This window comes from Shewanella sp. SR44-4 (genome assembly GCF_014163715.1).
Classification (GTDB): domain Bacteria; phylum Pseudomonadota; class Gammaproteobacteria; order Enterobacterales; family Shewanellaceae; genus Shewanella.
Genome location: NZ_JACJDU010000027.1, coordinates 1 through 21229 on the forward strand (window position 1 = coordinate 1; position 21229 = coordinate 21229).

Annotated in this window: 13 protein-coding genes; all 13 read left to right on the top strand. The window is 39.0% G+C overall.

The genetic code is table 11. The features are described 5' to 3' along the window. Positions 1–190: 190 nt before the first annotated feature. The 13 genes from H5125_RS13210 (at position 191) to H5125_RS13270 (ending at position 21224) form a co-directional block, all read left to right on the top strand. Positions 191–1141 (top strand): sigma-54 interaction domain-containing protein, encoded by a 951-nt coding sequence (locus H5125_RS13210; protein ID WP_409085821.1) that lies wholly within the window; start codon positions 191–193, stop codon positions 1139–1141. Positions 1142–1451: 310 nt separating this feature from the next. Next, positions 1452–1799, top strand: coding sequence for a hypothetical protein (locus tag H5125_RS13215; protein ID WP_182744464.1), 348 nt, complete (start codon positions 1452–1454; stop codon positions 1797–1799). 78 nt (positions 1800–1877) lie between these two features. Beyond that, a complete protein-coding gene (locus H5125_RS13220; RefSeq protein WP_182744465.1) occupies positions 1878–4370 on the top strand; it encodes a MotA/TolQ/ExbB proton channel family protein in 2493 nt (830 codons plus the stop codon). After that, positions 4370–5017: an OmpA family protein gene (locus H5125_RS13225; protein ID WP_182744466.1), complete on the top strand. Its 648-nt coding sequence runs from the start codon at positions 4370–4372 to the stop codon at positions 5015–5017. Before H5125_RS13220 ends, H5125_RS13225 begins: the two co-directional genes overlap by 1 nt. Next, positions 5014–6450 (top strand): EH signature domain-containing protein, encoded by a 1437-nt coding sequence (locus tag H5125_RS13230; RefSeq protein WP_182744467.1) that lies wholly within the window; start codon positions 5014–5016, stop codon positions 6448–6450. The genes H5125_RS13225 and H5125_RS13230 overlap by 4 nt, the downstream gene beginning before the upstream one ends. Further along, positions 6447–8405, top strand: a complete 1959-nt coding sequence (locus tag H5125_RS13235) for a hypothetical protein (RefSeq protein WP_182744468.1) — start codon at positions 6447–6449, stop codon at positions 8403–8405. Before H5125_RS13230 ends, H5125_RS13235 begins: the two co-directional genes overlap by 4 nt. Beyond that, on the top strand, positions 8402–9178 hold the full coding sequence (locus H5125_RS13240) for a hypothetical protein (RefSeq protein WP_220487353.1): 777 nt from the start codon (positions 8402–8404) through the stop codon (positions 9176–9178). Before H5125_RS13235 ends, H5125_RS13240 begins: the two co-directional genes overlap by 4 nt. Further along, positions 9179–10189, top strand: coding sequence for a hypothetical protein (locus H5125_RS13245; protein ID WP_182744469.1), 1011 nt, complete (start codon positions 9179–9181; stop codon positions 10187–10189). It abuts the gene before it with no gap. A gap of 22 nt (positions 10190–10211) precedes the next feature. Then, positions 10212–13751 (top strand): type I restriction-modification system endonuclease, encoded by a 3540-nt coding sequence (hsdR, locus tag H5125_RS13250; RefSeq protein ID WP_182744470.1) that lies wholly within the window; start codon positions 10212–10214, stop codon positions 13749–13751. Between the two features lie 75 nt (positions 13752–13826). After that, positions 13827–15506: an N-6 DNA methylase gene (locus H5125_RS13255; RefSeq protein ID WP_182744471.1), complete on the top strand. Its 1680-nt coding sequence runs from the start codon at positions 13827–13829 to the stop codon at positions 15504–15506. After that, complete coding sequence (locus H5125_RS13260; protein WP_182744472.1) at positions 15506–17053, top strand: restriction endonuclease subunit S; 1548 nt, start codon at positions 15506–15508, stop codon at positions 17051–17053. Before H5125_RS13255 ends, H5125_RS13260 begins: the two co-directional genes overlap by 1 nt. 285 nt (positions 17054–17338) lie before the next feature. Then, positions 17339–19516: a hypothetical protein gene (locus tag H5125_RS13265; protein WP_182744473.1), complete on the top strand. Its 2178-nt coding sequence runs from the start codon at positions 17339–17341 to the stop codon at positions 19514–19516. Position 19517: 1 nt separating this feature from the next. Next, complete coding sequence (locus tag H5125_RS13270; RefSeq protein ID WP_182744474.1) at positions 19518–21224, top strand: LeoA/HP0731 family dynamin-like GTPase; 1707 nt, start codon at positions 19518–19520, stop codon at positions 21222–21224. Positions 21225–21229: the final 5 nt, after the last annotated feature.

Below are 21229 nucleotides of genomic sequence, written 5' to 3' on the forward strand. Positions count from 1 at the left end.
AATGGTCTAATCCCATTTGATTACATCATGGTTTGCCTTGATGAACTGTGTAAACCAGCACCTGATATCGACAGCCTGTTACCATGGAATGTTAAAAAGTAGGTGTAGTTGCCTAGACGCTTACGCAAAAGCAACATCTGAGCCGAGTCTTTATCGTGCATTCGACCAATTAACTTCTCATTCAGACGCAATGAAAACGGCAATAAAAAAAGCGCAAAAAATTGCTACATCTGAAGTGCCAACACTTATTTTGGGCGAAACAGGCACAGGCAAAGAGCTAATGGCCAATGCGATACATCAAGGCAGTTTACGTGCACAAAAATCATTAAGAATAGTGAACTGTGGAGCATTAGCGGAAAACATTGTCGACTCAATACTTTTTGGCCATAAAAAAGGCGCGTTTACTGGCGCAGATAAAGACCATCCCGGTTTATTCGAGCAAGCAGATGGCGGAACATTATTTCTAGATGAGGTCGGTGAATTACCGCTAAACGTGCAAGTTAAATTACTTAGAGCTTTACAACAAGGTGAGGTTACACGTCTTGGAGACACAAAAAGCATCAATGTAGATGTTCGTATTATTGCCGCCACCCACCAAGATCTATCAGCTCTAGTTGCACAAGGTAAGTTTAGAGAAGATTTGTTTTACCGATTAGCAGTAGGCATTATTGATATGCCTTCACTTAATCAACGAAAAGCAGATATTCCGTATATAGTTGAGCAATTGGCAGAGCAAATAAATCTTGCAGGCGCTAAACACCCCAGTTACAAAAGTAAAAATATTTCCGATAAAGCAATAAATTTTATATGCACCCAATCATGGCCGGGCAATATACGTGAGTTGTGGAGTACATTGAATAGGGCGTATTTATGGTCAGATAACCGGGTTGTCGATGAAAAAGACATCGCTGATAGTATGATAAACATCCAAAAGAATAAGCCTGATCACAAAATTACTATGTCAATTCATGATAAAATTGATATAGTGCAAATCACTGATGACATTCAAAAAAAGTATGTTATAGCAGCGTTAAAGGCTTCAGGATATGTCAAAAAGAAAGCAACAATAATGCTTGGGTTAAAAGATCATCAAACGTTAACAAATTGGATGAAGCGTTTAAATATTGAAACTGATAGTTAAACAGTGGCAATCAATTTGGCATTGTTATTGCGTAATATGGATATTAAGGAAAATACACGGAATGATGAAATCAATGAAGCTACACTTCGAAACACAACTCCATGAGCTTGCTAAACTCAATATCCAGTCACTGAAAGTCATACAACATTATTTGTTGTTAGAATTCTTCGCTTCAAAATCTTACCTAAATTCAAAATCCTTTAGCATTCCTGTAAAAATACATCTTGATGGATAACGCAATATAAGATTCAATTTAGTGACTCATTAATTGTAAGTTATTATAAAATATCATTATTAAAGTTGATTAAATATGAAGCTTAACGATATTGTAAATAGAATTGTATTAATAAATAGAGCGTGGAAAGTAGCTAAAGAAGATCCATCTCCGCAACTTAACACGCTGTTAGCTAATAGATTAAAAAATCAAAAATCAGCTTGGCAGATAGAGCTATTTAGGAGCTTTCCTGAACAAGTATGGTTTAAAAAAGACTTGGACAACTATCCAGACGGCAGTGTTTTTAGTGTCCGATGGATGGACAACCCGATTATATCTTCCGATGGAGATATAAAGTGGAATGCTGAACATTTACCTGTAGATATTGCTAAAAACTTACTTACTCATAAAGAATTTCATATAGCTACAAAATTGAAGACTTAATCTATGAACCCAATAATACTCAATACAATTTTTATAGGTGTTACTTTGTCCGTGTTTTTTGGAAGCACGGTGTTTTTTATGAAAAGTCGTAGCCGTTATATCAATGAATTAAAAATTAAAACGAATTTACTCGATGAGGTTTATCAGTCAGGAAAAGTACCTCTTGAAAGCTACAATCCTGATACTCAATCACTGGCTCATGATGTTTGTGCTATAAAACAGCAAAATAAGCGTTCTTATGTATCCTTTAATGACGGAAGGATTGAACTATTACGTCATCCGTCACAAATAATAAACGATTTTTCAATTGCGTCATTCAGTTCAATCCCCGCTGTACTAACAACAATAGGTATTCTTGGTACTTTTGTTGGTATTACAATGGGCCTGAGTGGTTTGAATGGATTTGGTTCTGATTCATCAACATTGATTGATCAAGCATCAACTTTAATTGGAGGCTTAGGTACAGCTTTCTACACATCAATAGCCGGTATGGGAACGAGCTTCCTATTTATGCTATTCATTTCACGTTCTGTAGACATCACAAAAAAAGCAAAATCAGATTTTGTATCAGAAATTCAGGCTATTAGTGTTGTGGTTACTAGCAATGATTTGCTCCACCAACTCGTTATAGGTCAGCGCCAATCAAATCAACAAAATGAAAGTTTAAATCAACTGATCGATGTTCTAAATACATTAGCAAACAAGCCTAATGCAATGACCTCTCAAGAGTTTGAACTGCACTCGAGCAACCATCTCAATGTCCTCTGTACAAAATTGGAAGCGATAGAAACATCAATTTTAAAACAACTTGCTGATTTAAATTTAGATGAGCAGCTACTAGCAAGTACAATCAATGATCACTTTAAGGCCACATTAAATGATGCTCTAACAGCACCAACATCATTGCTTAATGAGATTCATCATGAGCATAAACAGCTTAATAAAGCGGCATACTCATTAATCGGATTAGTCGAAAATATAACAACAAACAATACCGCTCAACTCACAATTTCAGATATTGAACAGGTATTAAGTCAAAGAGTCTCTGCACCAATCCATGAACAAACTGTAATACTGTCTAAGTCTATCGATGCTTTAGAAACCAAATTAAGCGCCATATCTAGTAAGATTGTTACAGAGTCTAAGTTGGAGTCCATTGTATCAATTTCTCTTACTTCGCCAATTATTGAAAGCCTGTCATTAATTCAAGATGCATCAAACAATATGCAATCAATTGTAACAACCATACCTGAACAGTTAGCTGAGCAAATTTCATCAGTAAATAAATCAACTGATAAAATAGGTAAAATACTTACCTCTATTGATTATATGTCTGAAAACATGCTTTCTAACCTATCTTTAGTTGATGCGCTATCAAGCCAAGTTAAAGCTCCAATCGAGAATATTCAAATCGATATAAATCAGCATGCAATAAATTCTTTAGAAACAAACAAAAATGTAATTTTAGCCATTAATGATTTGTCACAAGCTAGAACTGATGAATTTGAAAGTCTAATAGATAAAATGGGCGAAGAAGTTATTGGCCCTATTGTCACGGAACTCTCCCGTACAAATAAAGTTGTTACTGATTTTGCTGAAATAAGTAACCAACTCAATCAAAGTGTATCTAAGACCGTGGAAGAAATGTCAAAAGCCACTGCCACAGTAGAAAACTTTGAGCTTCATACCCTCAAGAAGCTAAATGACTTTGCTCAATCTATGGATCATTCACTGAATGATTTTGCCATCAACAGTACCGCAGCACTTAATTCTATAACCCAAGAAGTAAAGGGGATTGTAGAGCTGGGCAATGCTTCAATTGAAAAACAAACAGCATCATTTAGCCAAATGGTTTCAGATTCAGAAATCATCTTTAAACAACAATCTCAAACACTCATTGATGTGGGCGCTAACTCTGCAGCGTTAATGGCAACAGCAAGGCAAGAACTCGAAGCCGGACTTGGAGATATCGATTCTAAAGTGATCAATATGTCATCCACTATTCAGTTAGAACTAGAGTCCTTCAGAGAAGAATATCAACAAAAGCTTACCCATTATTTTAATCAACAAAATACTTTATTAGACCATTCATTAAATGCGCAGCGCGACGGATTAAATGAGGTAGTTGGAAACTTTAAGGCTGTATTTGAAGACGAGTACAACAAACGAAGTGACCTTATTGAAGATCTTAATACACACCACAAACAAATGATTGATGTCATCGAACGAGTTCAAACGATGGCAAAAAGCTTAGGCCTTGAAAATACGAGTTGGGTTGATACTTTACAACTGCAAAGTCAACATATCGGACGACAAATGGCTGACTTAGGACTTGTTTTCTCTAGTGCGTCAGAAGAGTTTAAGTCACTTACAAGTCAAATGAGACCTGAAATGGATGATTATTTCAAGAGAGCAAATAAATCAGCGGGTGAATACTTCAGTAGTTTTGATGCTACCTCGTCAAGGATATATACAAGATTAGACAGTGCCGTTGATTTAATGATTACTGTTATGGAAGAGGCTAAGCAAGAGAAAGAAAACCTTTTGAAGTTACAAAGTAAGGCCAGCTAATGGATATTCAAAACCATCAAGATGATCAAAAGTTTGATGAGACTGGCACCTGGTTATCTATAAGTGACTTAATGGCTGGTCTTTTGATGGTCTTTGCCTTGTTATTAATTGTCGCGTTAGCACAGTTATTTGAGTTTCAAGAACAGTCTAAGAGTAACCGCATCATTATTATCGAACAGCTTCAAAAAGGATTAGAGGCTGTTGGAATCGAATCACATATTGATTCTAAAGGCACATTATCTTTAGTTGAAGGGCTTCAGTTTGAGCATGGAAGTGCAGAAATTAATGCTAATGGGCAAGAGTTTCTAAAAAAGTTGATACCTGTATACAGCCAAGCTATTTTTCAAAATGTAGAAACGGCTGAAGAAGTTAACTACTTAATCATTGAAGGACATGCGGACAAAAATGAAGCCGAAAAACATTCAATGTCGTTGAGTATACGACGGGCGGAATCAGTTACAAATGTATTACAAGCAATGCCTTTTCACTATAAAGCAAAATTCTTGAATAAAATTTTGCCAGCAGGAAGAGGGGATCATGATGCAAATATCAATCTTACATCCGATAAAAATAGAAAAGTATTATTTCGATTTGAATTTAAAAGTCATGATCTCACAGAGCTTCTTGAAAAGGACGCCAACAAATGACTTATATCAATCATAAAGTATGGTTTATTGAACCAGAAATACCTCATATTCCTTATTTGTCACAACTACAACCTCCTTTAGGTGGAATAATTGATGGTCATAGTTCCGCAGTTACAATTGACGATAAAGACATTCGTTACATTGCTGACAGACTTAAAAACAAACAAAAAATTTCAGAGATTGAATGGTTGATCTTACTTCGTTCAGAGGAAAAATATCTATTATTAGATCACTCAGAGCAATCAATAATAGTAGCGATTGTTTGGACAAATTTATTACTAGATGAGCCGAGATTTCAACAGTTTTTATTAAAAATAATAGCTGGTTTTGCCCGAGGTTTTAGCTCAATGGCTGGCACTTTACTCAAAGCATTCCCAGCTAGAACTACTTCAAAACACCCCGAAAAAACAAAGCAATTATCAGAAATAGTTAAAAACCTAATAAAAGGAGATTACCTCTCCTGTGCAAAGAAAATGTTAGATTCAAATACTGAAGTCGCTTTATGGTTTTCAAGTTACGGAGCTGATTCGGCTGGTGAGCATGTTGAAGCTATCTATACTCAGGCAGGTGCCGCTTTACCAATGTCGCCAGATTCTGAAGCTTTAGCTTGGTGGCTCACTTGTCAGCGCAATATAGAAGATAAACAGACATTAGCTCAATTAGAACTCTTACTGGCGAAAGTTAATTATGTTCAGCCTGGTTGTGAGTTTGATGAATGGATTCAAATACATTGTTTGCCTGATAATGCTGATACTTTCTGGTATCAATTAAGTGAATTTGCACAACAAAAACTTAAAAGCTTCTACCATGTCACAACGTTTAAGTCCGTTAAAAAAATATTCGATGCACTTTGCGATACAAGCACAGATCCAAATTTAACAGAAACGCATGTTAGAAACTTAGCTGGCAGAACTTCATTCTGGGCAGATTACAGCGAGTCATTTGTACGAGTTCGTTTTCTCTTAACACAACGATCGAAAGAGTTACTCGCTAATAAAATGGATTTACGCCAAGAAAGAGTCACGATCATGGTGCCACACTATTCAAATGATGCCAGTGAGATTTGTATTTTTGAAATCGGTTCTTACATTTTCATAGAACGATTTCGAGGATCAGATTTCGACCTTGGGATCTTTCTAAAATCAGCCGGACTAGAAAAATTACTTTTTGATTCTGATGGTCTTGATGGCCGAATCGTATCGCAATTAACACCAGAGTGGGCTGAAGATCATAAGGATTATTGGCAAAAGAGGTTAATTTCAGTTTTATCAAGCAAAGGTATTAAACCTAATCTAAATAATAAACTTGCCAGAAACTGGTTTACACCTCTTTCAGCCAGTGAAAGGCATCAAGTCGATGAGATGAAACTTCATCGAAACCAAAACAACTTAGATAATAAAAGTTACTTCAAAACAGGCCATAGACAAAGATGATCAATATAATCCTCGATCCACTAACAATTTACTTTTGTTCGTTTATTCTTTTAGGCGCAGTTATCTCTGCGTTTACGTTATGGCTATCTACTCGTAAATTAATAACACAATTACAGGCAGCCAATACCGAGTTAAAGCAGTACAAACCAATTAACGCGTTTGATGACAATGGTGACTTAATTGAACAGTCGTGGAGTTCGAATCCGTTAACGATTGCTTATCAAAACCGAGAAAAAATGCATTCAAAAATTTCAACAATAGAATGCCTAAAATCTACGTGGGAAAGTTATCAACGAAGCATGCAATTACCTGGCGTTAACTTCGAACTTAAGCCAAGCCAAGCACCAACGCTAAGAAATACCATGCAAGTCAGTAATGTATTCAATATGGAAAACATAGTTGAACCTCAAATCAACTTACGCTTATTCACTTCCATCCCTAATATGCTGACTGGGTTAGGCTTATTATTTACTTTTGTCGGTTTAGTTATTGGTATTGGTAACGCATCATTAGGATTAAGCTCTGCAGATATTGATTCTGCAAAACAATCACTTAACCCTCTGTTAACTGGAGCGAGCATTGCATTTACCACATCAATAGTCGGTATCATTTGCTCAATGGTATTTTCAATGTTTGAAAAATCCAGATTTTTCAAATTAGAAAAAGAAGTCAAAAAATTCAGTGATTATTTAGCATCACACATAGAATTTATTGACTCAGATAAACTTGCAGCAATGCAATTAGAAGCGATTGAAACCCAAACAAAAGCTCTTGCTAACTTCCAGTTTGATCAGCAACGAATTACTGATGAAACCATTAAGCGTGTTTCGAAAGAATTTAGAGACACACTACTAGATAAAGCCGGTTCAGAAATCAAAGATCTTGCTGAACTTATCTCCGAAATGAATAAAAGTATGAGTGTGAATTTAAGCAGTTTTACTGAAAACCAAATTAAAGTGGGTAAGGCTACTGAACAGCTCACCAAAGCAATGCAAACTTCAATGCTAAATGTGACTAAGCAATTTAGTGATAGTGCAGATGAAATGGGAGCTCGTGAAGAAGTACGCATAAATCGAATCATAAGCACCTTCGAAACAGCAGGTAATAATGTCTCACGTGTCATATCAAGTTCTACTGCAGAGATAGAAGAAAACCTATTTGTACAATCTAGGGTCACAATCGACAATATGTCACAAGCGTCGGAGTTATATCGCCAAACAATGAATAGCTCCGTTGAATTACTCGCTAATATTCCCGAAAGAATCACCAATGCGACTGAACAGAGTATCAAGCAATCGGCAATGCAACTTCAGGGTCTAATGGAGCAGCTTCTACCAGATATCGTAGCAAAAGTATCAGATAGCTTAGGGCAACAAGTCGATTCATTTATGTCACAGATTTCTGATGCCGAAAGTCATTTAGCGGTTATGTTGGAAGAGTTTCCAAGTGTGGTCGAACAGCTGGGTAAGTTGAATAAAGAACTGGTAGGAAATGCCCAAGTTATCGGTAAGCTACATGATGTGACAAAGAAAAGTTTGACTACATTTAATAAAACTTCAGACAGTTTGACTGAGAGTGTGTCAAACATGACCGAAGCAAATCACTCCTCAGCAGAGGTTGCCAAAACTTATCAAGAGTTATTGAAAGGCATTCAAGAAGCAGCTAAAAATGCTTCTGACTTTAGCCAATCTTCAGCTCAAACTGCAGTAAAACTTAAACAAGCACTATCCGAGCACAGTAATTTAGGTGACGGAATCAAGTCAGCTATTGAAGCATCTATGAATCAATTGCATTTAGGGCTAGGCGAATATGCCAGTTTAACAAACAAACATATGTCAGCTTTAGATCACGATGCGAGTAAAGTTTCTGGCCACTTAGTAGAGGCGATTAAAGAGATTGATCTACTAGTGAAAGATATCGCCAAAACAAACACTAGATTGAGTGGTGCAGCGTGAGAATAAAAAATCAAGATGACACGAGTTACATGATGGCTGTGTCAGACGTTATGTCAGGACTGATGTTCATTTTTATCATCACGTTAGCTATTTTTGTTATCGACTTTTTGATTGCTTCACGTGAGCAAGAAGATAAATATGCAGAATTACAACGTTATACCGATAAACTGAAAGGCAATAATGAAACTCGAGCAAAGATGTTAAGCGATATTCAGCAATCTCTGTCAGATAAAAATGTCGATGTCGAAATTGATATCGAGCACGGTGTGTTAAGACTAAATGAAAATGCCATTAGGTTTGACACTGGGGCTGCAGATTTGAATGAAACTCAAGTAGAACGTCTCGGTATTGTTGCTGAAGTCATTGCGGCAATATTGCCTTGTTACGCCGCAAATCCGCCAATAAACAATGGATGTATTGTCGATACAAAGGGCAAAATTGATTCAATATTTATTGAAGGTCACACCGATAATGTCCCTATTACCGGTTGGCTTGCACAAAAATACCAAGACAACTGGGTATTATCTGCCCATAGGGCGATGTTCACATACCGTGAAGTCACCAAAAAAGAATCAATTCTGGCAGAGATGAAAAATAACAGTAATCAACCAGTGATTAGTGTTAGTGGATACGGTGAAGGCAGGCCTGTACCTGGCCATGAATATAATATGCCAATGTCAGATCCTATCAATCGTCGCATAGATTTTCGTTTTATTATGACTCCACCTTCTATTACTGAGGCTGAAGCCGCACTTGAAGGGAATTTCGAATAAATGACCCATTTATCTGCACTGCCAACAGAACGCTACTTGCAAAAGTTAAGTATTCAATTACCTAAAATGTTGTTTGAAAATGATTTTACCGCTACGGATACGGAGCTAAAATCTTGCTTTAACTATGCCAGCCAACACCTAAAACAAGGGCAATTGAATATTGATCATATATCATTATATCAACAACGTCTTATTGCCAGTTTAATCACTTTAGGCTTAGATAAAAAACAAAAAATCGGTAACATTTTGGCTATGAATAACATCTGGCAATCATGTATTTCGATATTCACATCCAGAGTAGACCCATTAACGGTTCATATTTTACTGAAGTCGTTTGATAACATAGTGAAGTCAAAATCGACAGAATCAATGTATCGTATTATTACTGATATAGACGCACTATCAAATCAGATTATCTTTGCCGGCTCTCCTCGTTCCCATCAAATAAAATTAATTAAAAACAACGGGGCAGCAGACCTTGATGACAAAACCGGATGGTACAAAAAAGCGGTATTGTCCCAAGTCAAATCTCAACTTAATATCGTTAATATTTTTAATGAATATGTTAATGGCACACGTGTTTACTCGCCATTTGATGTTGCGCGGGAAAGTAATGCATTTTTAATGACTTATTTAAAAAGTGGTCATGTTAGAAATATTTGGCTTTACGCCAGCCAAAACATCAAAAATCAATTGCCTACACATCATCAAGATGAATGTATCGTGTTAAATGATATACAAGACAACTTCATACTTGTTAGTCAAATTGGTGATCATATTTGGATTCAAACTGACAAGTATGATCATTATGGTTGTTATCAATTACCGATTGAATCAACAAACCTACAAGACGTGGTCCACACCATGTTAACGCTGGAACGAAAGTATAGTTACCACTTTAGCCGTTCTGGTTTATGGCAATACAAGCTATCAATAACATTGAAAAGCCAAACTAAATTCAGCCCAAGAAGATCGGATTACTTAAAATCTAGCTTAGATGAACAAGTCTAAAAAATGATTTAGAAAGGATGTTATGAAAAAATCAAACTTCGAGTTTTTAAAAGGCGTAAACGATATTTTATATCGTATTGCCTGCGCGGCAGAAAATAACTTTCCTGACGACCCGAATACCACATTGGTTAAGCTGCGTATGTTTGGTGAGTCAGCCGCTAAACACTTAGGTAAATTGTTGTGTATTGAATCACAAGACACGCAGCTTGATTTACTCCGCGAGCTAGCCAAAGTTTCTTGGGTCGACGACTCAATCATTAAAATATTTCATGAGTTACGGGTTATCGGCAACAAAGCCGTTCATAAATACCATGAAGATTTAAATGATGCGGAAATGTGTTTGCGATTAACTTTCCGACTAAGCGTATGGTATTACCGTCTGCTGACCAAAGATGATGACTTTCAAACACCGCTATTTATCCTTCCAACAAGTCAGCAAAGTAATGACGATGCAGCTAAGCAAATAGATGAATTAAAAGCAGCACTCGCAGAGGCTGAACAACAATCAAAACATCATCAAGCCCAGTCAAAGTCAGAAGTTGTAGAACAGCAAAACAAACTGGTTGCTTTACAAGGTTACATTTCAATTTTAGAAAGTAAGCAAACCGAAACCATTGAACAAACACAAGCCCGTATTGCGGCGCTTGAAGCACAATTAAAAGCCAAAGATGCTGAAATAGCTAAAAAGACAGAAGCAGAACGCAAAGCTTACAAAAAGCAAATTACTGAACAAGCAGCTTCTCGCTCGTTAGACTTAAGCGAGCCAGAAACCCGTTACCTTATTGATCTACAACTACGACAAGCCAGCTGGGAAGCCAATACTCAACTGCTAAAATATGCAGCAGGAACCCGACCAGAAATTGGCCGAAATATCGCCATTGCCGAATGGCCAACAGGCCTTGATGAAACAGGTAAAGCAGGCTTTGCCGATTACGTGTTATTTGTTGGTTTGTTGCCCATTGCAGTGATTGAGGCCAAAAAGCAAAATCTCGATGTGATGGCCAAATTGTCAGAAGCGTATCGTTATAGCCATACCTTTGACATGCAATTTTTGCGCGATGAGTTAAGAAATCATTATAAAAATTCAGACCAATTCTCAATGATTGCCGATCAGCTGCCAACTTATAAACCATTATGGTTAGACTCAGATGGTACAACCCAATTTAACATTCCGTTTTGTTATTCCGCCAACGGCCGTGAATACCGTGCCGCGGTTAAAACAAAAAGTGGCATTTGGCACCGGGATGTTCGCTCAAGTACCAACCAAGCCAAAGCATTACCATCCTGGCATAGCCCAGAAGAATTAATGGCCAAACTTGAGCGCAATTTTGACGTGCTAAATAACTGGTTTAGTCAAAATCCCGATTATTCGCCGCTTAGCTTGTATTACTATCAAGAAGACGCCGTAAAAGCCATTGAGCAAGGCATTATTAATGGAAAACAAGAAATGATGCTGGCAATGGCCACCGGAACGGGTAAAACCCGCACCGCAATAGGCATTATGTATCGCCTGATTCAGTCACAACGTATTAACCGCATTTTGTTTTTAGTCGACAGACGCAGCCTAGGTATTCAAGCTATTGGTGCGTTTGAAGATGTTCGTATTAACGACGAAACCTTTAGCAGCATCTTTAATGTAAAAGGCCTAACCGACAAATTTCCAGAAGACAGCACCAAAATTCATGTCGCCACAGTGCAGTCCTTGGTTAAACGAGTGCTGCAAAGCGATGAAACCGTCCCCGTAGGGCGTTACGACTGCATTATTGTCGACGAAGCACATCGTGGTTATGTGCTGGACTCAGAGCAAACCGAAGGGGAAGAGCAGTTCCGTAATGCACAAGACTATATCTCGTCGTACCGTCGAATTATTGAACATTTTGATGCAGTAAAAATTGCCTTAACCGCCACCCCCGCGCTGCACACTCGTGAGATTTTTGGCGACCCTATTTATCGATACACCTATCGTCAGGCGGTTATCGACGGTTACCTTAATGACCAAGAACCACCTATAAAAATAGTCACCCAATTAAGTCAAAACGGGGTGCATTTCGCTAAAGGCGAACAAGTTGAGCGATTAAGTTATCAAGGTGAACTCATCATAGACGAATTAGCCGACGAGCAAGATTTTGAAGTCGCCGACTTTAACCGTAATCTTATTGCACCTAATTTCACTAAAGCCATTTGTGATGAGCTAGTTAATCATATTGACCCAACCGGCCTGCAAAAAACCTTAGTATTTTGTGTCGATAACGACCATGCAGACATGATGGTTGATCAATTACGTTTGTCATTTGGGCAAAAATACCCGCAACTTGAACACGACGCCATTATTAAAATTACCGGTGCGTCAGACAAAGACTCGGATAAAGTCCAAAGCATGATCACCCGCTTCAAAAAAGAGCGCTTACCCAATATTGTGGTCACGGTGGATTTACTCAGTACCGGGGTCGACATCCCCAGTATTTGCAACATTGTGTTTGTGCGTAAGGTACGCAGCCGTATTTTGTATGAGCAAATGAAAGGCCGCGCCACCCGTTTATGCCCACAAGTAGGTAAAACATCGTTTCGTATATTTGATGCTGTTGATTTGTACGCCACCTTAGAAAGTGTCGACAGCATGAAGCCCGTTGTTGTTAGGCCTTCGGTAGATATTCAAACCCTGGTCAATGAAATTACCGACAGCGAAACTTATAAAGTCAAAGAAGCCGACGGCAGAAGCTTTGCCGCTCACAGTCATGATTTACTGGTGACTAAGTTACAACGGGTGATTGGCCAAGCCATGTATAACCGTCAATACAACAAAGAAATAGACCAAGCGGTTATTCGATTTGATGAAATATGCCAAGACACCATAGGCTGTGACTTTGCCAATTTAGGTCACACACTCAAGCAAAAAGGCCCTAAATGGACCGCAGAAATATTTAACCAAGTAGACAACCTAGTACCGCGTATCGAACGGCTTAAAAACCTCATTAATGAGCAAAGTAAAAGGCCTATATTTACCGACATAGACGACAAAGTCATATCGGTAGATCGTCTATACGGCGACTACGACAATCCAGAAGACTTCCTAGAGGCCTTCGACAAGCTGGTCGATGTCAATGTTAACCAAAGTGCAGCCTTACAAACCGTGCTCACTAAACCGCGCGATTTAACCCGCAAAGCGTTAGTCGAATTACAAGAATGGTTCGACGCCCAGCACTTTGACGAATCAACATTGCGTAAAGCGTGGGCGAAAAAAACCAATCTAGACATCGCCGCCCGATTAATTGGTCATATTCGCCGCGCTGCAATGGGCCAAGCCTTATTGCCTTTCGATCAACGGGTAGACAATGCATTGGCTAAAATTCTTCAACAAGCCGATTGGACAGCAGAGCAAATCACCTGGCTTGAACGTCTAGCTGACAGCTTAAAAGAAAGCGTGGTGCTAGATGACAATACCTTCAAGATGGGTAATTACAAACGCCGTGGCGGTAAAATACGTCTGGAAGCCGTTTTTAATGATGAATTAGCGCGCATACTGTCCGACTTTAACGATTATATCTGGGATGAGCGGGCATAAACTCCTATCATGCTATGACAGAAACAATACACTCGCATTTAATGCTCAACATGCAATATAAAGAGACAATATTTTATGAACAACAATGAACTAGTCGCCAAACTGTGGAAGCTGTGCGACAACTTGCGTGATGGTGGTGTATCGTACCAAAACTACGTTAATGAGTTGGCATCGCTATTATTTTTAAAAATGTGCCAATCAACAGGGCAAGAACAAGACCTACTGCCAGAAGGCTTTCGTTGGGCCAACCTCAAGTCTAAAATTGGTCAAGAACAACACCAATTTTATCGCAACATGTTAGTGCAACTCGGTACCGACGAGCACGCCATTGTGCGTGCCATCTTCCAAAACGTGAACACCACCATTACTCAGCCAGCGCAGTTAACCGAGCTTGTCGACAATATGGACAAACTCGATTGGTTTGACGACGGGCAGGGTAAATCGCGCGACGACTTTGGCGACATGTACGAAGGTTTACTGCAAAAAAACGCTAACGAAACCAAATCAGGCGCGGGCCAGTATTTTACGCCGCGGCCATTAATTAGTGCCATTGTTCAGCTGCTTAAACCGCAAGCACGGGAAGTGATACAAGATCCCGCAGCGGGTACCGCAGGCTTTTTAATTGAAGCCGACAAATACATTAAGTCACAAACCCATGACCTAGATGATTTAGAGGACACCGACCAAGAGTTTCAAATGACCAAAGCCTTTATAGGCCTTGAGTTAGTGCCTGAAACTCGCCGTTTAGCGTTAATGAACTGTCTATTGCACGACATAGAAGGCGACGCCGAACACGGCGCGATCCGTTTAGGCAATACCTTGGGCAGTGCAGGGGAAAACCTACCCAAGGCAAAGGTGATATTAACCAACCCACCTTTTGGCAGTGCAGCCAGCACCAATATTACCCGCACCTTTGTTCACCCAACGGGTAATAAACAGCTGTGTTTTATGCAGCACATTGTTGAGGCACTGCTACCAGGTGGCCGCGCCGCCGTGGTTATTCCTGATAACGTATTGTTTGAAGCTGGTAAAGGCACTGAAATTCGCCGCGATTTAATGGACAAATGTAACCTGCACACTATTTTGCGCTTGCCTACCGGCATTTTTTACGCCGCTGGGGTAAAAACTAATGTGCTGTTTTTCCAAAAAGGCAGCCCCACCAAACCTAATAAAGACAAAGGCTGCACCACAGAAACATGGGTGTACGACATGCGTACCAACATGAATACCTTTGGTAAACGTCGCCCGTTAACCGATGCCCATTTTAATGATTTCATCACGGCTTTTGGTAGCGACAGTAACGGTCAATCACCTCGCACTGAGGGCGTTTGGCAGCAACTCGGTGAAATTGACACCAGCGTCGATACTACTGAAAAAGTCACTGAAAAAGACAGTGCAGAAGCTAATGAAACGTCAAGCGAGAAAGCGCAGCTGGGTGTTGAGAGCGTTGAAACCGCCCGTTTCCGAAAGTTTAGCCGTGACTACATACGCGATCAAAAAGGTGACTCGTTAGATATCTCCTGGCTTAAAGATTTGGCCGCCACCAGTAGCGAGAACTTGCCAGAACCTGAAATCCTCGCAGGCGAAGCCATGGCCGAGCTGACTGAAGCCATGTCGGAAATTTATCAACTGATGTTGTCATTGGGAGCAGATGATGTTGCCGAAGGACAAAAACTACTGTTAGCGGAGTCTTTTGGTTTGCAAGATAAGCCCGCGGATAAAGCAGAGCAGCAAACGGCAACGGAGACTAACTGATGAGAGAGTTGCCGAAAGGATGGGTTAATTGCAGTCTCGGCGATGTTGTTGATTACGGAAAGACAGTAAAAGCTGTCATGGGAGAAATTAATAGTGAAACTTGGATTCTTGAACTTGAAGATATAGAAAAAGATAGTTCAAAAATTTTACAAAGAGTCTCTTTTGGAGAAAGGCAACCCAAAAGTTCTAAAAATGCGTTCACAGCAGGAGATGTTTTATATGGGAAGCTGCGACCTTACTTAAACAAAATGATAGTGGCTCCAGAAGATGGAATTTGCACATCTGAAATTGTTCCATTAAGCCCTCCAGTGGGTTTGCTTGATAATCGATATCTTTTCTACTGGTTAAAAGGACGTATCTTTGGCGATTATGTAAATGCCGTTAGTTATGGCGTTAATATGCCTCGCCTTGGAACCAAAGACGGATTAATCGCGCCAATGGTATTAGCACCACTAGCGGAACAAAAGCGCATCGTTGAAAAGCTGGATGAAGTGCTGGCGCAGGTCGACACCATCAAAGCCCGCCTCGATGGCATCCCCGCGATCCTCAAACGCTTCCGCCAATCAGTCCTCGCCTCAGCAGTCTCAGGCAAGTTGACAGAAAAGTGGCGTGCATCAAATCCGACTAAATGTATATCCCAATTAACGAGCATACGTGAGTATCAGAGAGTAGTTTGGGAAGATATAAAGATGAAGGAATTCCAAGAAAAAGGTCGATTACCTAAAAATGACAACTGGAAAGATAAATATGTAACACCATATATCGAAGACTCTGAGTCGCTAGGAAAGCTCCCTGATTCATGGGATTGGTGTACATGGGGTGATATTTTAGAACAGAGAAATGCCCCTTTCAAAAGAGGGCCATTCGGAAGCGCATTAAAAAAATCAATGTTTATTGAAAAGGGTTACAAAGTTTATGAACAGTATTGCCCAATAAATGATGACTGCTCATTTGCTAGATACTTTATTACTGATGATAAATATCAAGAGTTGATAGCTTTTGATGTCAAAGCTAGAGACTTTCTGATTAGTTGCTCTGGGGTAACTCTTGGTCGTATAACACAAGTTCCCGAACAGTATGATGCAGGGATAATCAATCAAGCATTATTGAGAGTTAGATTAGATTCTGAGTATTTTGATGATAATTTTTTTATTAGGTTGTTTCGTTCTGAATACTTTCAAAAGAAAATTTTTGATAGCTCGACAGGTTCTGCAATTCCGAATGTTAAAGGGGTTAAGGAACTTAAGGCAATCCCAGTACCTCTGATGGGGTTGGACGAGCAAAAAGAAATCGTCCGCTTAGTCGATAATTACTTCGAACTTGCAGACACCATCGAAGCGCAGGTGAAAAAAGCCCAAGCTCGAGTCGATAACCTCACCCAAAGCATTTTGGCTAAGGCCTTCCGTGGTGAGCTAGTACCACAAGACTCTAACGACGAACCGGCGGATAAACTGCTTGAGCGAATTGCCCAAGCCCGCATTGAGGCTGAAGCCCTTGCGAAAACAGCTAAAAAAGGGGCAGGCAGTAAAAAGTCGTCAGCAAAATAATGGCATCAGGGTAAGTTCATCAACCGATATCGGCTTTTGTGCTTACCCGTACTTTGCTAGTGCCTATCAATACCTTACTCATGCAATAAACGTATTTAACTCAAGGTAATAGATCCGCTTAAATAGTCGACACTCCTCGAAAATATCGTAAAAACAGGTGGATAGATTATTTAATAAGGTGTAAAAGTAAAATATAACAATAGCGTTACCGCTTGCGGCGTAATAAAAGATTGATGACAGTTACGTCGTCATAAAACGGATTTTTCAAAGGAATGATATAGCAGAATGCAAAACCCTCAATATAGTACCCATCACATTTATCAGCATGTTCAATCGTTAGTGAATAAGTTACTTAACGACCTTACAATTGATTCTGGCGATCTCGCGACAAAAGACACCACCGCTTATAGCCAACAGCTGTTAAATAATCTGTATGGCGATATCACCGCCAAACTCAATGAGCTTGAAAAACACGCTGAATGGAACACCTTTACCATTGCACTTTATGGCGAAACCAATGCAGGTAAGTCGACCATTATTGAAACCCTGCGGATTTTGCTCGGTGAAGCGACTAAGAAACAACAACAAGCTAAATTTAAACAATGGCAACTTGATGCGGGTATTACGGTCGATACAGTTGAGCAAACCAGGCAACTAATTTTAGATACTGAAAAGCAAATAGAAACAATCGATGCGGCGTGGAATATTGAGCAAACCGAACTTAAACAAAAGCTTATCCAGTGCGAAACGAGTCATAAATTGGCACAGCAAGTTTGGATTGATTTAAAAAAATCAGTATCGCTTTTACAACGGTTTATTTGGCTTTTTAAAAGCAGTCCACAAGCCAAAGCCGCTAATTCGACTAATGACGCTTTCAGCAGTGCTAAATCGGCACTCACCCAACAAACGGCTAGCCATCTTGAATCGCGAAATCAGCTGGTTACCAGGGTTAATAAGATAGAAAAAAACTATTTACACTTAATTTCAACCATCAAACTAGCAGAACCATTTGCGGATGGCGGCATTATTGGTAATGGCCAATCTGATTTTACGTTAGACACTCAATGTTATTCATTTGATGTTGATGGCTGCCAATTTAATTTACTCGATGTGCCTGGTATTGAAGGTAAAGAATCAAAGGTAAGCGAGGCTATTTGGCAAGCGGTACATAAAGCACATGCCGTGTTTTACATCACCAGTAAAGCGTCTGCACCACAAAAGGGTGATGCTAATAACCCTGGTACGTTAGAGAAAATTAAACAGCATTTAGATGACCAGTCTGAAGTGTGGACCATCTTTAATAAACGCATACAAAACCCGATTCAACTTGATAAAAATCAATTGGTTTCAGACGGCGAGCTTGAGAGCTTACGTGATTTAGATGCCAAAATGACTCAATACTTAGGTGACAATTACCAGCAGTGTTTAATGTTGAGTGCATATCCAGCCTATTTAGCCGTGGCGTCATGTTTACTGCCAGATAGTCGAGATCGCATGGTACAGAATAAGTTTTTGGCGCAGTACTCTGCACAACAAATAATCGATAAATCGAATATTGCTGTACTCACGAAGATGTTTACCAAAGAGTTGGTTGAAGAATTTAAGATAAAAATCATGCGTTCGAATCACAACAAAGCCAAGAAAGTGGTCGATGCAACTCGCGATAATGTCATGGTATTACGTAAAGAAAAATATTCCCCATTATTAAAAAAACTTCGTCTTGAATTGACGGCGACTAATGCTGAATTTACCACCTCGATAGAGACATTACGCGTAAAACTTAACAATAACATGCACGCTCTCATTAGAGAGTTTGAGTCAAGTGTGCGTAATGCCACTTACAGTCAAATTGATGATGACATTAGCAATGATGAAGTTAAATCTTTTCTTAAAAGGCAAATAGAGCAAAGCCAGCAAAGGTTAATTGACCAATTACCATCAATGGTCAATAAGGAAACGAACCTTTTTGAACGAAAACTAAATGACATTATCAATCGATTTGAGTCACATACTAATGAGCTAATGACTTCGTTTAATAATATTGAGTCCACCAATATTGATTTAGATATAGATATCAAAAATGGTGTTAATGTTTGGGGCGTTTTAGGTGCCATGGGTGGCGGGGCAATATTGTTTTTCAACCCTATGGGCTGGGTATTATTGGCTATTTCGGCATCCAGTTTAGTTTTTCAGGTTTATAAAGCGGTTCGGTCCTTTTTTAGTAATAAATATAAGCGTGCACAACAGAAAGAATCTGTTGATGACAACATTTATAAAATAGCAGGCCAATTAACTGTTCGTATCGAAAACAATCTTGCTGAAGTCATCAAAGACGTTGACCGTAGTGTTGAGAGAGTCAGTGATGTGATGTCGAATTCCGTCGAAAAAATCGCAGTAATTAACAAAAAATTACAACAAGCACAAAAAGAGCTAAATGACCTTTGCACCCAGTTGGAGTACTAAAATGAATAAAACCGTTAATGAGTTTAATGAGAGCAAAGCTAAAGCCCGCATGTTACTGAATAAACTGGGTGAATTTTTAGTTTTAGGTCAAGAAGCGGGTGCAGGTATCGATGATAATTTAATTCAAAAATTGCACCATGCAATGACGACAATTGAATCCGGAAAATTAAAAATTGCATTAATAGGCGGCTTTTCGGAAGGTAAAACTTCAATAGCTGCGGCTTGGATGGAAAAACTTGACGTAGATACTATGCACATTAGTCATCTTGAGTCATCTGACACAGTAAAAACGTATCAACTTGATGATTGTGAGCTTATTGATACACCGGGTTTATTTGGTTTTAAAGAAAAACTGAATGCAACAAGCACGCAAATAGAAAAGTTTAAAGACATTACTAAACAGTATGTTAGTGAAGCACACCTTGTACTATATGTGATGAATTCAACCAATCCGATTAAAGAGAGTCATCATGAGGATTTAAAATGGTTGTTTAGAGATCTCAATTTACTGCCTCGTACAGTGTTTGTGTTAAGTCGTTTTGATGAGATAGCCGATGTTGAAGATGATTGGGATTACCGCGAAAACCTGAAGATTAAACAACAAAATGTCCAGCAAAGACTAAGTGAGTCTATCGGTCTCACAGCTGAAGAACAGGCCAGTTTAGCCATTGTTGCTGTTGCCGCGAACCCGTTTGATATGGGTACTGATTATTGGTTAGCGAACCCTGAAAAATTTAAGACTTTGTCGCACATAGATACATTGCAACAAGCCACTTTTGAAAAAGTGCAAGTCAATGGTGGGCTAATGTCTATTGCCCTAGATGCTCAGCACAGTGTTATACGTGATGTATTACAAAGACAATTACCAAGAGCTATTGAGAATGATGAACAAATTGCTGAAGAGTTAGAACGTCTAAAATCGATTTGTAGCAGTGTAGATAAACAAATTAGTTCATTAAATTTACAAATAGGTGAGGTTCAACGTGGGTTACGAGATTTTGTGGTTAGTTATTTTAGTTCGCTAATTTTACAGGCAAAAGGTTCAGACATGAATACCTTTAGCAAATTTTTCGAAAGAGAAGTTGGTAATGAAGGCGTGATTTTGAACGCTCGAATTCAAAATGAATTTGACGGGCAGGTGAGTTCGCTTTCAGGTGAGTTAGTTCAATTACAAGCAAACATATCTAATGAAGTGCAGCTATATAATGACACTGTAATCAGTATGGGGAAGCAAGGTCTTAACTATGCACTGAAGGGTAACATAATTAACAATCAAAATATTTTACTCGCCAGAGATGGTCTTGTCGGCGCCGGAAAATTAATTGGTGTTGATTTAGCGGGTATGTTGAAGTTTAAACCCTGGGGTGCAGTTAATTTGGCTAAAGGTGTTAATGGCGCATTAGTTTTTGTTGGTGTGGCAATGGAGGCTTGGAGTTCATGGAATGAACATAAACAACAACAAGCATTTGAAAAAGCGGTAAGTGACATGGTAGACAGCTTTGAAGGCCAACGAAAAGAATTGTTGAATGTGATCAATGGTGATGATTTTGTTAAGACCTTTTTTCCTAAAAAACTTGAATTGAATCAATCAATCACAGAACTTGGTGAGTGCATCACTGTACTTGAAGGAAAGCGGGCTAAGTTATATCAATGGCGTGAACGTGGTGAAGTTATTGAAGCTGAGTTTAGAAATATCAGCCACGCTTAATATGA

Bases quoted from the DNA above. Each gene is read 5' to 3' on its own strand.
- H5125_RS13210 (WP_409085821.1), top strand. From the start codon at position 191: ATGAAAACGGCAATAAAAAAAGCGCAAAAAATTGCTACATCTGAAGTG.
- H5125_RS13215 (WP_182744464.1), top strand. From the start codon at position 1,452: ATGAAGCTTAACGATATTGTAAATAGAATTGTATTAATAAATAGAGCG.
- H5125_RS13220 (WP_182744465.1), top strand. From the start codon at position 1,878: ATGAAAAGTCGTAGCCGTTATATCAATGAATTAAAAATTAAAACGAAT.
- H5125_RS13225 (WP_182744466.1), top strand. From the start codon at position 4,370: ATGGATATTCAAAACCATCAAGATGATCAAAAGTTTGATGAGACTGGC.
- H5125_RS13230 (WP_182744467.1), top strand. From the start codon at position 5,014: ATGACTTATATCAATCATAAAGTATGGTTTATTGAACCAGAAATACCT.
- H5125_RS13235 (WP_182744468.1), top strand. From the start codon at position 6,447: ATGATCAATATAATCCTCGATCCACTAACAATTTACTTTTGTTCGTTT.
- H5125_RS13245 (WP_182744469.1), top strand. From the start codon at position 9,179: ATGACCCATTTATCTGCACTGCCAACAGAACGCTACTTGCAAAAGTTA.
- hsdR (WP_182744470.1), top strand. From the start codon at position 10,212: ATGAAAAAATCAAACTTCGAGTTTTTAAAAGGCGTAAACGATATTTTA.
- H5125_RS13255 (WP_182744471.1), top strand. From the start codon at position 13,827: ATGAACAACAATGAACTAGTCGCCAAACTGTGGAAGCTGTGCGACAAC.
- H5125_RS13260 (WP_182744472.1), top strand. From the start codon at position 15,506: ATGAGAGAGTTGCCGAAAGGATGGGTTAATTGCAGTCTCGGCGATGTT.
- H5125_RS13265 (WP_182744473.1), top strand. From the start codon at position 17,339: ATGCAAAACCCTCAATATAGTACCCATCACATTTATCAGCATGTTCAA.
- H5125_RS13270 (WP_182744474.1), top strand. From the start codon at position 19,518: ATGAATAAAACCGTTAATGAGTTTAATGAGAGCAAAGCTAAAGCCCGC.